The sequence below is a fragment of the Exiguobacterium sp. s150 genome (assembly GCF_018618435.1).
In the GTDB taxonomy this organism is placed as follows: Bacteria; Bacillota; Bacilli; order Exiguobacteriales; family Exiguobacteriaceae; genus Exiguobacterium; species Exiguobacterium alkaliphilum.
The window spans coordinates 40,475-53,351 of sequence record NZ_JACSMC010000013.1; the positions used below are offsets into that span (position 1 = coordinate 40,475).

The following is a 12,877-nucleotide window of genomic DNA, read 5'->3' on the forward strand; positions in this document are numbered from 1 at the left end:
CGAAAGGGGGGGCACTGATGCAACGAGCACGTCATTGGACGGTGGCGGCGATTTCAATCGTCTTCTTCCTCATCCTTGGGGCAATCCTTTACTTTACAGTGCGCCCGACCATCATAAGCGTCGAACCACTCGGGATTGCCGAACAGGATATCCGCTCACCGATCACAATCGAGGACCGCGTGGCGACGGAACGGTTGAGGCAAGAAGCGACGAACGCCGTCGGCAGCCAGTTCTCGCTTCGCCGTGAGTTCGCCGATCAACAGATTGCGAAAGTCGAGCAGCTGTTCGCGGCGTTCGAGAACACGGATGACGAGACAGAATTAGCCGACATTAAAAGTCGTCTCAACTCGACTGATGCGAACGGATTTCTTGGGGACGATGAGTTGAACGCGTTGCTCCAGGCGAGTGAAAACACGCGAAGAACGGTCGAAGATGTCACCGTGACGGCGCTTCAGGAAGTTATGGGGAATCGCATCGAGACGAGTTCCGACTCAATCGCCGATGCACGAGACCGCGCCGGGACGCTCATCGATCAATCACCGCTCTCGCTCGAGTTTCGAACGATTGCCAAAAGCTTGAGCGACCAGCTCATCGTGCCGAACTACGTCTTCGACTCAGAAGCGACGCGGCAAAAGGAACAAGAAGCGGTCGATGCTGTCGACCCGGTCATCATTCAAGAGGGTCAACTGCTCGTCAATCAAGGAGAAGTCGTCACGCGCGAAATTTATCGTAAGCTCGAACTGAGTGGTGCCATTGACCCGAACCGATCGTTCGCACCGCTTTTCGGATCATACTTATTGAGCGGCCTGCTGACAGCTGGATTTTTGTTTATGTTGATTCGCTCAAAGATCAATGAGCTATTGCTCCGACCGAAAATCTTGATTACGGTATATGGTCTCTTGTTATTCCAACTTGGACTCTTTTTCGGAGTCGGCTATATCGGCATCGAATTCACAACGTACGCCTATGTGCTCGCGCCGACGGCCTTCGTCGTATTACTGCTCCGGATTTTGGTCGATGAACGCGTCGCACTCGCATCGGCGTTGATCACGATGATTGCCGGGGCGATTGTCGTCAGTTATGGACAGAATACGAGCTTCATGACGCTCGTTTATTTCGCGACGGGAAGCTTCCTCGCGGTGTTCTTGGTCGAACCGAAGATTCAGCGGAAGCGACTGTTCTTGTCCGGCATCTTGCTCGGGATCATCAATATCATCATGGTGCTCGCCTTGTTGTTCTTACGAAACACGCAAGTGACATGGGAAATGGCGGCTTACTTGTCCGGCTTCGCCGTCGTCGGAGCGCTCTTGTCCATCGTTCTCACGTTCGGCTTCTTGCCGTTCCTCGAACCGTGGTTCGGCGTCTTGTCATCCGGACGCCTCGTCGAACTGATGAGCCCGACTCACCCGCTCTTGCGGAAGTTGTTGATGGAGGCGCCAGGCACGTATCATCACAGCATGATGGTCGCCAATTTGGCCGAGTCGGCGTGTGAGGCGATCGGGGCCGACGGATTGCTCGCCCGCGTGGCGAGTTATTACCACGACCTCGGAAAGACCGAACGACCGCTCCATTTCATCGAGAATCAACAGAACGGCGTCAATCCGCATGACCGACTCACTCCTGAAGAGTCGGCCGATATCATCATGGCCCATCCGTATGACGGGGCCGATCTTCTGCGGCGCTACAAGTTGCCACAAGAGATTATCGACATCGCCGAACAACATCACGGTACCTCGCTGTTGAAGTTCTTTTACGTGAAGGCGAAAGAGACGCGTGACGTATCCGAATCGCGCTTCCGTTATCCGGGTCCGAAACCGCAGACGCGTGAGGCGGCCGTCGTCATGATCGTCGATTCAATCGAGGCCGCGGTCCGGTCTCAAAAACAACCGACGCCCGACCGCATCCGTCAGCTCGTTAATGGCATCATTCGCGATAAGCTGCAAGACGGTCAGTTTGAAGATTGTGATTTGACGACGAAAGAAGTATGGCGTGTCGGCGAGAGTGCCTGTGAGACGTTGACTGGCCTCTTCCATGAACGCATCGAATATCCAGAACTAAAGAAAGAAGGCGACATGCATGCAAATCATCTCGAACGATGAACATGGATTACTGACGAGCGCACAACGTGAACTCGTCGAAGCGATTTTAGTCCACGCCGCAACAGAAGAAGACGTCGAGGAACCGAGTGAACTCTCGGTCACGTTCTTGACGAACGAGTTGATTCAAGAAATCAATCGGGATTGGCGCGGCAAAGATGCCCCGACGGATGTGATCAGTTTTGCGTTCGATGAGATGGGGGAAGAAGAGATGGATTTCATGCTCGACGAAGACGAGCCGCGCCTCCTAGGCGACCTCGTCATCTCGGTCGAGCGTTGTCGGGAACAAGCGGCGGACTACGGCCACTCATTCGAACGAGAACTCGGTTTCTTGGCAATCCACGGCTTCTTACATCTCCTCGGGTACGACCATATGACGCCGGAAGACGAGGCGGAAATGACGGCTCGGCAAGAAGAAGTGCTCGCCCATTTTGAGTTGAAGCGAGGCGAGGTGTGAGACCGTTTTGGTTCGCCGTGCAAGGGATTGTGCACGCGGCGCGGACCGAGCGGAATATGCGGATTCACCTCATCGCGAGCCTCCTCGTCGTTGTGTTCGCGATATGGCTCGACACGACGACGATGGAGAACTTGTTGTTATTTGGTTGGATCATTCTCGTCATTTCGTTAGAATTACTCAATACGGCCGTCGAACGGACGGTCGATCTTGTGACGCGCGACGTGAGGCCACTCGCCAAACAAGCGAAAGATGTGGCCGCTGGTGCCGTGCTCGTCGCCTCAGTCGGTGCGGCCGTAACGGCCCTCGTCATCTATTTACCGTATCTTCTCGCGCTCGTGTGAACGGGCGCGTCCTTATTCAAGACAATATGAAAGCAGGTGCACTATGTATCAAGAAGATTTTAAATCAGGATTCGTCTCGATTATCGGTCGCCCGAACGTCGGGAAATCTACATTTTTAAACCGCGTGATTGGTCAAAAGATTGCCATCATGTCGGATAAGCCACAGACGACGCGCAACAAAGTCCAAGGGGTGTACACGACCGACGACGCTCAAATCATTTTCATCGACACGCCAGGGATTCATAAACCGAAACACCGCCTCGGTGATTTCATGATGAAAGTCGCGACGAACGCCTTGCGTGAAGTCGATGCGATTCTTTTCATGGTCAACGTGACGGAACCGCGTGGCGCGGGCGATGATTTCATTATCGAAAAGTTGAAAGGGCTCGACACGCCGATCATCCTCGTCATGAACAAAATCGATATGATTCATCCGGATGAGATTCCAGCCGTGATTGAACAATATAAAAACCAGCTCGATTTTGCGGCATATGTCCCAATCTCGGCACTTCAAGGGAACAACGTCGAACCACTTCTTAAAGAGATTAAAAAGTTACTTCCGGAAGGCCCGATGTATTACCCGGCCGACCAAGTGACCGATCACCCGGAACGGTTCATCATCTCTGAACTGATTCGTGAGAAAGTGCTCCATAAGACGCGTGACGAAGTGCCGCACTCGATTGCTGTCGCCATCGAGTCGATTAAAAAACGCGAGAACTCGGAGATGGTCGATGTCGAGGCGGTGATCATGGTCGAGCGCGATTCGCAAAAAGGAATCGTCATCGGCAAAAAAGGTGCGATGCTCCGTGAAATCGGGACCGAAGCCCGTCAGGATATCGAGATGCTCCTCGGGACGAAAGTGTATTTGAACCTTTGGGTGAAAGTACAGAAGGACTGGCGCAACAAGATGGGCCAACTGCGCGACCTCGGTTTCCGCGACGACGAGTATTAAGCGATGTTACAAAAAGTCACGGGGATCGTCATCCGCACGGTCAATTACGGTGAGTCGAACAAAGTCGTGACGTTGTTCACCGAAGAGCTCGGTAAGGTCGCCGTCATGGCACGGGGGGCGAAGAAGCCAGGCAGTCGTCTTCATTCGTCGAGTCAACCGTTCGTCGAAGCCGTCTATATCTTTCCGGCGAGTCGTGGCCTTGGCCAATTGAAATCGTCGGATGTAATCACGTCGTACCCAGAAATTCGAAAAGACGTCGAGCGGATGGCGTATGCGATGTATTGGCTCGAACTCGTCGACCGGACCGTCGAGGACCGCGTGCCGAACCGTCCGCTCTACCGCATCTTGAACGAGGCGCTTCAGGCGCTCAATGCCGGGATGGACGCGGAGGTGATCACGCACCACTTTGAGCTGCGTATTCTTCACTTGCTCGGTGTCGCCCCGGTATTGACCGGATGCATCCGCTGTAACGACGTGACCGACCCGATGTACTTTTCGGTGACGGCGGGTGGCTTCCTGTGCGCACGTCATAACGAGGAAGACTCGATTCGTTTGAGCGAACGGTTGGCGAAACTGCTGTATTGGATGAGCCGTCATGAGCTTTCCGAGTTCAGCAACGTTCCGCTCACGAAAGAGACGCGGCTACTTCTCAGGCAACTGTTCGACGCCTATATGGATTCATACAGCGGACTCCGTCTCAAGACGAAGCGCGTGCTCGATCAAATGCAACGACTTCATTTGAACGATGATTGACTTTTTCGACAAGATTCGATACCATAATCTACGATTAGACAAATGAATGTAGCGTGCGCAATGAAGGAAATGAGTAGCTTTTTAACGATGGGGACAGCGAGTTCGGGCAGGTGGGAGCCGAGCGCCATGTGAAAAGTGAATGGCGGTTCTGGAGCGCCCACAATCCAAAGAGTGGCCTCGTTTCGAGGCAAGTAGGGTGGAACCGCGGGTAATCCCGTCCCTATGTGCATGGCACATAGGGGCGTTTTTTGTCGTTTCAATACTTTTGGAGGTGTCACAACATGAAACATAAGACAGTACAAGAAATCATTTTGACGTTGCAAAACTTCTGGGCGTCAAAAGGTTGCCTGACGATGCAGGCATATGACGTGGAAAAAGGAGCCGGGACGATGAACCCGATGACGTTCCTCCGGAGTCTCGGACCGGAGCCGTGGAACGTCTGCTATACGGAGCCATCGCGCCGCCCGGCAGATGGCCGATACGGAGAGAACCCGAACCGTCTCTATCAACACCATCAGTTCCAAGTCATCATGAAGCCGTCACCGGACAACATTCAAGAACTGTACTTGGAGAGCCTCGAGCTCATCGGGATCAACCCGCTCGAGCACGATATCCGTTTCGTCGAAGATAACTGGGAGAACCCGACGTTCGGTGCGGCCGGACTCGGTTGGGAAGTGTGGCTCAACGGGATGGAAATCACGCAGTTCACGTACTTCCAACAAGTCGGAGGCATCGAGTGTGATCCGATCGCTGTCGAAATCACGTATGGTCTCGAGCGTCTCGCCTCGTACATCCAGGAAGTCGAGAGCGTGTTCGACCTCGTCTGGACAGATGGATTCAAGTACGGGGACATCTTCTACCAGCCGGAGTTCGAGCATTCGAAATATACGTTCGAGCTTTCAGATGTCGACATGCTGTTCACGTTGTTCGACACGTATGAAAAAGAAGCGAAACGCGCCCTTGACGAGAACCTCGTCTTCCCGGCTTACGACTACATCCTCAAATGTTCGCACACGTTCAACTTACTCGATGCGAAAGGCGCCATCTCGGTGACCGAACGTACCGGATTCATTCAACGTGTACGCAACATGTCGCGCGCGTGCGCGGCGAAGTTTATCGAAGAACGGGAACGTCTCGGTTTCCCGCTTCTTAATCAAGAGAAAGCAGGTGCCCTTGATGCGTGACCTTTTATTAGAAATCGGACTTGAAGAATTGCCAGCCCAATACGTCCTCCGCTCGGAGCAACAGCTAGCGGAGCGCGTCACCACGTTCTTGAACGACGCCCGCGTCAACTTTGGGACGGTCGACGTCTATTCGACGCCACGCCGTCTCGCCGTCCTCGTCAAAAACGTCGAAGAGACACAACAAGATTTGACGGAGACGTTACGTGGACCAGCGAAGAAGATCGCCCAAGATGCTGAAGGGAACTGGTCGAAAGCCGCGGCCGGATTCGCGCGCGGTCGAGGCCTCTCGGTCGAGGACCTCTATTTCGCGGAAGAGAAAGGCGTCGAGTACGTCTTTGCAGACCGTCACGAGGCGGGCCAAGCGACGATGTCGCTCCTGTCTGGCCTTGAACACGTCGTGCGCGGCATGACGTTCCCAAAAAACATGAAATGGGGGACGAGCAGTCTCCGTTATATGCGCCCGATTCGTTGGATGATCGCCTTGTTCGGAACAGAGCGCATCGATTTCGAGATTGAAGGGGTCAAAACAGGCAATGTGACGCGCGGTCACCGCTTCTTAAGCACGGGTGACGTCACGATTGCTTCGCCCGACGCGTACGTGTCGACGCTCGAACAAGCGTACGTCATCGCTTCATATGAGGCGCGTAAAGACCAGATCACGGCTCAAATCGAGGCGCTCGCCTCTGAACAAGGCTGGACGGTACCGCTCGACGCGTCATTGCTTGAAGAAGTGACGAACCTCGTCGAGTGGCCGACAGCGCTATTCGGTGAGTATGATGCGAGTTATCTTGAACTCCCAGAAGAAGTATTGATCACGACGATGAAAGAACATCAACGTTACTTCCCGGTCTACGTCGGGGACACGCTCAAGCAGTATTTCGTCACTGTCCGGAACGGGAACGCCGAGCACCTCGAGAACGTCGCCCGCGGAAACGAGAAAGTCATCCGTGCTCGTCTCGCCGATGCCGTCTTCTTCTACGAGGAAGACAAGAAGACGAAGCTTGACGATCAACTGCCGCGTCTCGACCGGATCGTGTTCCATGAGAAACTCGGCACGACCGGTGACAAAGTTCGTCGCGTGGAACGGCTAGCCGAAACGCTCGCGCCGCTCTTTAAAGCGGACGAAACGAAAGTCGCGCGTGCGGCACACATCCATAAGTTCGACCTCGTCAGTCAAATGGTGTACGAGTTCACGGAACTGCAAGGCATCATGGGCGAGAAATATGCCCTCATGCAAGGCGAAGACCGCGAAGTCGCTGCGGCCATCCGTGAACATTACATGCCACGGTTTGCCGGCGATGCGTCACCAACGACTGCGACCGGGGCAACGCTCGCGCTCGCAGACAAGCTCGATTCGATTGCCGCCTTCTTTGGAATCGGCATGATCCCGAGCGGTTCACAAGACCCGTTCGCTCTTCGCCGACAAGCGCAAGGTGTCGTTCAAATCCTTGGGGATTGGGACGTCGACATGACGATTGATGAGATTTTGTCACAAGTTGTCGATTCTCAGCTAGAAGCAGGACTTTACGATGCCGATAAAGAACAAGTCAAAGCGCAATTGAAAGACTTCTTCATGCTTCGCTTGAAGTATCGTCTGCAAGAGCGCCAAGTCCGTTACGATGTCATCGATGCGATTCTTACGACAGGACTTTCGGTCACACGTCTCGATGCCCGTGCCGAAGCGGTGCAACAGTTCGTGTCGCGTGACGAGGCGAAACCGTTGATTGAACAATTGACACGGGTCGGCAACATCGCGAAGAAAGGTGAACACGGACCGATTGACGTCTCCTTGTTCGAGAACGACGAAGAACGTATGCTCCATGACGCTGCCGAGACGACGGTGCATCAGTTGAATGATGCGGTCGAGGCAGGGGACTACGAACGCGCGCTCACGGCACTTCGCATCTTGGAGCAACCGATTAGCGCTTACTTTGAAAATACGATGGTCATGAGTGACGTGGAGGCAGTCCGCTTGAACCGTCTTCACGAGATGAAACGTCTGGCGTCGGCAATCGAGCGCGTCGCCGACTTCAATGCACTCGTGCTTTGACCAAAATAGAGGGGGTTGGCCATGCAACTGAATGAACGCCAACAGAAGATTGTCGAAATCGTGAAAGGGAACGGACCGATCACGGGTGAACAGATTGCACAAGAACTATCGCTCACCCGGGCGACGCTCCGTCCCGACCTTGCGATTTTGACGATGACGGGCATATTAGAGGCGAGACCGCGCGTCGGGTACACGTTCGTCGGCAAACGCAACTCATCGATGCTGCGTGAGAAGCTCGATTCGTTGACCGTCGGCGACTTTATGTCGTCAGCAAAAGTCGTCAGTGACGAGATGACCGTATACGATGCGGTCGTGACCCTATTTTTAGAAGACGTCGGTTCTTTGTTCGTCGTCGGAAAAGATAGTGAACTCGTCGGCGTCTTGTCCCGGAAAGACTTGCTCCGGGCCGCGATTGGGAATCAAGACCTAGACCAATTGCCTGTCAATGTCATCATGACACGGATGCCGAACATTACCGTCTGCGAGAAAAGTGAGACGTTGATTCGGGCCGGGATGAAGTTGATTGAAAAACAAATCGACGCGATGCCGGTCGTCGAAGAAAAAGACGGCAAACTGATCGTGCTCGGACGGATGACGAAGACGAATATGACAAAAGTGTTGATCGCACTCGCCAACGATGAGTCGTTCTGAGGAGGAAGCTGATTTGACAAAGAAACAACTCGTGTTTGTCGTAAGTGACTCGGTCGGTGAGACGTGTGAACTCGTCGTTCGGGCTGCGAGCATCCAGTTCCATGAAAATGCGATTGAGACGCTTCGTATCCCGTTCGTCGAGGATGAACAGACGATTCATGACGTCGTCACGCAAGCCCGGGCGCAAACGGCGGTCATCGCGTTTACGCTCGTCAACGAAGAACATCGCGCCTTGCTCGTCTCACTCGGGGAGCGGTACGGCGTGAAGACGGTCGACTTGCTCGGTGACTTGCTCGACGTCTTATCGGGTGAACTTCAAGAGAGCCCTCGTGAAAAGCCAGGACTCATCTATCGCCTTGACGACGATTATTTCCGTAAAATCGAGGCGATGGAGTTCGCGGTGAAGTATGATGACGGTCGGGACCCGCGTGGACTGAAGAAAGCCGACATCGTGCTCGTCGGGGTCTCGCGGACATCGAAAACGCCGCTGTCCCAGTACTTGGCTTTGAAACGGTTTAAAGTGGCGAACGTCCCGCTCGTCCCGGAATCGCGGCCGCCAGAAGAATTGTTCGATTTGCCGCCGGAACGTTGCGTCGGGCTGATCATTTCGCCGGACAAGCTGATCTCGATTCGAATGGAACGCTTGAAATCACTCGGTTTGAAGCCGGAGGCGGACTATGCGCAACTCGAGCGCATCAATCGTGAGCTCGAGTACGCGAGAGGGATTTATGAACGGATCGGTTGTGAGGTGATCGACGTGACGAATAAGGCCGTCGAAGAGACGGCCGGTATCATTTTGCGTCATCTCGGTCATTCGTGACGCATTACGAGCACTCGTGTTAGTAATCGGAGTTGCGAACGGGTATAATAGAGTACTGACATTACAGTGAAACGGAACGTGAAGCGCGTTCCGTTTCGTTGCGAGTTTGGATGTAGGGAGTGGTGGAGTTGCCACGGATACCGGATGAAGTCATTGCGGAAGTGAAACAGGCAACAGATATCGTCGATTTGATAAGCGAACGGGTCGAATTGAAGAAACAAGGACATCGCCTCGTCGGGCTCTGTCCGTTTCATTCCGAGAATAGTCCCTCTTTTTCGGTGTCCCCGGAAAAAGGGATGTATCATTGTTTCGGTTGCGGTGCAGGCGGTAACGTCTTCACGTTCGTCATGGAGACGGAAGGTCTATCGTTCCCGGAAACGGTTGAACGGTTGGCCACACGGGCCAACATCACCGTCGAAGGTGGTGTTCCCGGAGACGAGGAACTATCGCACGACCAACAGATTCGTAAACAGATGCGTGACGCCCATCGTGTCGTCGCAGAACTGTATCATGAAGTGCTCATGAAGACAGAAGCAGGAGACGTCGGTTTGACTTATTTGACGAATCGCGGGCTCCATGAGGAGACCATCGCCGCATATAAGATTGGCTATGCGCCGGACCAGCGGCGATTTACTGTTGATTCACTTGAACGGCGAGGCTTCGACCTCGAAGTGATGGTCGAGGCCGGCTTGATTTCAAAGTCTAGAGCCGGTGAATACTTTGATCGGTTTGAAGGTCGGGTCGTCTTTCCGATTGCGGATCGAGACGGCACCATCGTCGGCTTCAGCGGCCGATCGATTGACGAACGAAAGCCAAAGTACGTGAACACGTCCGACACCCCGTTGTTCAATAAGAGTGAACTGTTATTCGGCTTTCCCCAAGCGCGTGCGACGATGCGAAAACAGAAGCGTGTCTTCTTAGTCGAAGGCAACGTGGATGTGCTCCAAGTCGCCCAAGCGGGAACGAAAGAAGTGGTCGCGTCGCTCGGAACGGCGTTCTCGTCCGGACACGCCCGTGCGCTAGCACGGATGGTGGACGAGGTCATCGTCTGTTACGACGGTGACCATGCCGGGCAAGAGGCGACGCTCAAAGTCGTCCGCTTGCTCGAGACGTATCCGCTCGACGTCCAAGTGCTCCTCTTACCGGAAAAAACGGACCCGGACGACTACATTCGAACGAACGGGACCGAACAATGGCAACGGTTCGTCGACTCGGAACGTCTGTCTGTCCTCGATTTCATGAACCGCACACTCCGTCGCGGGAAAAACTTGAATCGAGAAGGAGAACGGATTCGGTTTATTGAATCTATGCTTGAGGAAATCAGTAAAAGTGACAACTCGATTCGGCGCGATTTATACGTGAAAAAATTGGCCGATGAGTTCGAGATTCCCGTTAACACGCTATTGTCACGGATGCCGGCGACGGGGAAAAAAGAGCAAGTGCCGGAGCACGTGGCAGAACCTGAACCGGTGCGGCGACGTGCCTCGAAGGCGGCTGAGCCACGCTACTTGAAGGCGGAAAAGTTGCTGTTGCGTGCCTTGCTCAGCGGGCCGGATCGCGTGCGTTACGTACGAGACCGACTCGGGTTGGCGTATCAGGACGAGGTTCACCGGATGTTGGCGACAGCGCTTTATGAGGTCGTCTCGGAGGAGATGACGCTCGAGGAGTTCGAACAAGTCGTCCCAGCCTTCATGGAGCGACGTTGCAACGAGCGTCCGGATTACGCGACACGATACGCGGAAGTTCGACTCATGGCTGCGCCTGATGAGCTTAGCGAAGAGGTTTTAGATGAATACATTAAGGTCATAAACAGTTATGAGGAACAGCGTCAAATCGAACGGGCGAAAAGGGATATCGCGCAAGATGCCGAAAGTATTGTAGACCAGGCATCGAAATTGCAAGAGCTCATTAACCGCAGTCGCCGTCTACGCGAACGATGAACGCGAAGGAAGTTTGGAAGGAGTTGAACTGCTAGATGGCAGAGAAGAAAAAAGAGGACTTATTTAACGCCATAGAGGAACTCGAGAAGTTAGGGAAGAAAAAAGGCGTCGTCTCGATGCAGGAGATTCAAGATCGTCTCAGCCACTTTGAAGTGGACTCGGACTTCGTCGACAACTTCATCGAAGACTTAGAAGGCAAAGATATCCGTGTCACAGAAGATGCGGCCGATGCGGAAGAGACACCCGCGAAAAAAGAAGATGACGAAGTCGATTTGAACGACTTGTCGGTCCCGCCCGGCATTAAAATCAATGACCCGGTCCGCATGTACTTGAAAGAGATTGGCCGCGTGGACCTTCTCAGCGCGAAAGATGAGACGGAGCTTGCGAAGCGGATCGAGCAAGGGGATGAAGAAGCGAAGAAGCGGCTTGCTGAAGCCAACCTTCGTCTCGTCGTCTCGATCGCGAAACGTTACGTCGGTCGCGGGATGCTCTTCCTCGATTTGATTCAAGAAGGGAACATGGGTCTGATTAAAGCTGTCGAGAAATTCGACTACATGAAAGGGTTCAAGTTCTCGACGTACGCGACGTGGTGGATTCGTCAAGCGATTACACGCGCCATCGCCGACCAAGCCCGGACGATTCGGATTCCGGTCCATATGGTCGAGACGATCAACAAATTGATTCGCGTTCAACGTCAGTTGTTGCAAGACCTCGGCCGTGAGCCTTCTCCTGAGGAGATTGCCAAGGAGATGGAACTGACGCCGGAGAAAGTTCGTGAAATCTTGAAGATTGCCCAAGAGCCGGTATCGCTTGAGACGCCGATTGGGGAAGAAGACGATTCACATCTCGGCGACTTCATCGAAGACCAAGACGCGATGGCACCTCAAGACGCGGCGGCTTATGAGTTGCTCAAAGAACAGCTCGAAGACGTGCTCGATACGCTCACGGACCGGGAAGAGAACGTCCTTCGTCTTCGTTTCGGACTCGATGATGGTCGGACCCGTACGCTCGAAGAAGTCGGGAAAGTATTCGGCGTCACACGCGAGCGGATTCGTCAAATCGAGGCGAAAGCGTTACGTAAGCTGCGTCACCCGAGTCGTTCGAAACGTTTGAAAGATTTCCTTGATTGATTAGACATTTGAATAAAGTGTGAAGTTTTAGAAGAAAGGGAGGAAAATGAGTGATTTTCCTTCCTTCTTTATTGTTTTTTGAGTAAAATAGTGATGGGTAGAAATTTGGAATGAACATGAGGGGGAAATACAATGCGTAATCCATTGTTGCCATTTGCCGCGATCGCAATCGTTGCCATCATCGCCATGGTCTCATTATCTTATTTTGGCGTGAACCAAGCGCAACAAGCAGCGGAAGGTCCGGCTATAACTGAAATGAATCCGGAAGAGTTGTATGCTGCGAAAGGGTGTACCGGTTGCCACGGTGGTAACTTAGAAGGTGGCGTCGGCCCGGCCCTTACAGGTGTAGGGGAGCGCTTGTCGGCTGAAGAGATTGCCAACATTATCGTAAACGGTCAAGGTTCAATGCCAGGTGGCCTCGCGTCGGCAGAAGAGGCGGAAGTCCTCGCGACGTGGTTGCTCGAGCAATAAGACGGACGTACTCTCACGCATGAGGGTACGTT

12 protein-coding genes are annotated in these 12,877 nt (G+C 53.5%); all 12 read left to right on the forward strand.

The window, feature by feature from the left end:
* Positions 1-17 precede the first annotated feature (17 nt).
* The 12 genes from KNP76_RS08200 to cccA all read left to right on the forward strand — a co-directional run bounded on the left by KNP76_RS08200 (position 18) and on the right by cccA (position 12,845).
* Positions 18-2,099 (forward strand): HD family phosphohydrolase, encoded by a 2,082-nt coding sequence (locus tag KNP76_RS08200; protein WP_235193475.1) that lies wholly within the window; start codon positions 18-20, stop codon positions 2,097-2,099.
* Positions 2,077-2,553 carry an rRNA maturation RNase YbeY gene (gene ybeY / locus KNP76_RS08205; protein WP_034809436.1) on the forward strand — a complete coding sequence of 159 codons (477 nt, stop codon included), beginning with the start codon at positions 2,077-2,079 and terminating at the stop codon, positions 2,551-2,553. The genes KNP76_RS08200 and ybeY overlap by 23 nt, the downstream gene beginning before the upstream one ends.
* Positions 2,550-2,894: a diacylglycerol kinase family protein gene (locus tag KNP76_RS08210; protein WP_034809437.1), complete on the forward strand. Its 345-nt coding sequence runs from the start codon at positions 2,550-2,552 to the stop codon at positions 2,892-2,894. Before ybeY ends, KNP76_RS08210 begins: the two co-directional genes overlap by 4 nt.
* 43 nt (positions 2,895-2,937) lie before the next feature.
* A complete protein-coding gene (gene era, locus KNP76_RS08215; RefSeq protein ID WP_034809438.1) occupies positions 2,938-3,846 on the forward strand; it encodes a GTPase Era in 909 nt (302 codons plus the stop codon).
* Between the two features lie 3 nt (positions 3,847-3,849).
* The gene (recO, locus tag KNP76_RS08220) at positions 3,850-4,599 is read left to right on the forward strand and encodes a DNA repair protein RecO (RefSeq protein ID WP_214844029.1); all 750 of its coding nucleotides are present in this window, start codon (positions 3,850-3,852) and stop codon (positions 4,597-4,599) included.
* Between the two features lie 281 nt (positions 4,600-4,880).
* Positions 4,881-5,783, forward strand: a complete 903-nt coding sequence (glyQ, locus tag KNP76_RS08225) for a glycine--tRNA ligase subunit alpha (RefSeq protein WP_034809440.1) — start codon at positions 4,881-4,883, stop codon at positions 5,781-5,783.
* Positions 5,776-7,833, forward strand: coding sequence for a glycine--tRNA ligase subunit beta (glyS, locus tag KNP76_RS08230; protein WP_214844031.1), 2,058 nt, complete (start codon positions 5,776-5,778; stop codon positions 7,831-7,833). The genes glyQ and glyS overlap by 8 nt, the downstream gene beginning before the upstream one ends.
* A gap of 21 nt (positions 7,834-7,854) precedes the next feature.
* Positions 7,855-8,484: a transcriptional regulator CcpN gene (ccpN, locus tag KNP76_RS08235; protein WP_034809442.1), complete on the forward strand. Its 630-nt coding sequence runs from the start codon at positions 7,855-7,857 to the stop codon at positions 8,482-8,484.
* The gene (locus tag KNP76_RS08240; RefSeq protein ID WP_051622731.1) at positions 8,471-9,304 is read left to right on the forward strand and encodes a pyruvate, water dikinase regulatory protein; all 834 of its coding nucleotides are present in this window, start codon (positions 8,471-8,473) and stop codon (positions 9,302-9,304) included. The genes ccpN and KNP76_RS08240 overlap by 14 nt, the downstream gene beginning before the upstream one ends.
* Positions 9,305-9,426: 122 nt before the next feature.
* Positions 9,427-11,244, forward strand: coding sequence for a DNA primase (dnaG, locus tag KNP76_RS08245; RefSeq protein WP_371816191.1), 1,818 nt, complete (start codon positions 9,427-9,429; stop codon positions 11,242-11,244).
* Positions 11,245-11,279: 35 nt separating this feature from the next.
* Positions 11,280-12,374: an RNA polymerase sigma factor RpoD gene (rpoD, locus tag KNP76_RS08250; protein WP_034809447.1), complete on the forward strand. Its 1,095-nt coding sequence runs from the start codon at positions 11,280-11,282 to the stop codon at positions 12,372-12,374.
* A 132-nt stretch (positions 12,375-12,506) separates the two neighbouring features.
* Positions 12,507-12,845: a cytochrome c550 gene (gene cccA / locus KNP76_RS08255; protein ID WP_214844041.1), complete on the forward strand. Its 339-nt coding sequence runs from the start codon at positions 12,507-12,509 to the stop codon at positions 12,843-12,845.
* Positions 12,846-12,877: the final 32 nt, after the last annotated feature.